Origin of the sequence: Corallococcus terminator, assembly GCF_003611635.1 — a bacterium.
Taxonomy (GTDB): Bacteria; Myxococcota; Myxococcia; order Myxococcales; family Myxococcaceae; genus Corallococcus; species Corallococcus terminator.
Genome location: NZ_RAVZ01000797.1, coordinates 1 through 467 on the forward strand (window position 1 = coordinate 1; position 467 = coordinate 467).

The 467-nt window shown below is 34.5% G+C and carries 1 pseudogene; it reads left to right on the plus strand.

The window, feature by feature from the left end:
- Positions 1 to 467, plus strand: a pseudogene (gene splB / locus D7V88_RS42180) (serine protease SplB); the annotation flags it as partial.

Here is a 467-nt window from a genome sequence, read left to right on the forward strand (position 1 = left end):
GTTGGAAAGAATACTATTTTAACAAATAAACATGTGTCGAAAAATTACAAAGTGGGCGATAGAATTACTGCACATCCAAATAGTGATAAAGGTAATGGTGGTATTTATTCGATTAAAAAGATTATTAATTATCCAGGTAAAGAAGATGTATCAGTCATTCAAGTTGAAGAGCGTGCAATAGAACGTGGACCAAAAGGCTTTAATTTTAATGATAATGTAACGCCATTCAAATATGCGGCAGGGGCTAAAGCTGGTGAGCGAATTAAAGTGATTGGTTATCCACACCCATACAAAAATAAATATGTTTTATATGAGTCAACTGGCCCTGTGATGTCAGTAGAAGGTAGCAGTATTGTATATTCAGCGCATACTGAAAGCGGAAACTCTGGATCACCTGTATTAAACAGCAACAACGAATTAGTTGGTATTCATTTTGCTTCTGATGTAAAAAATGATGATAACAGAAA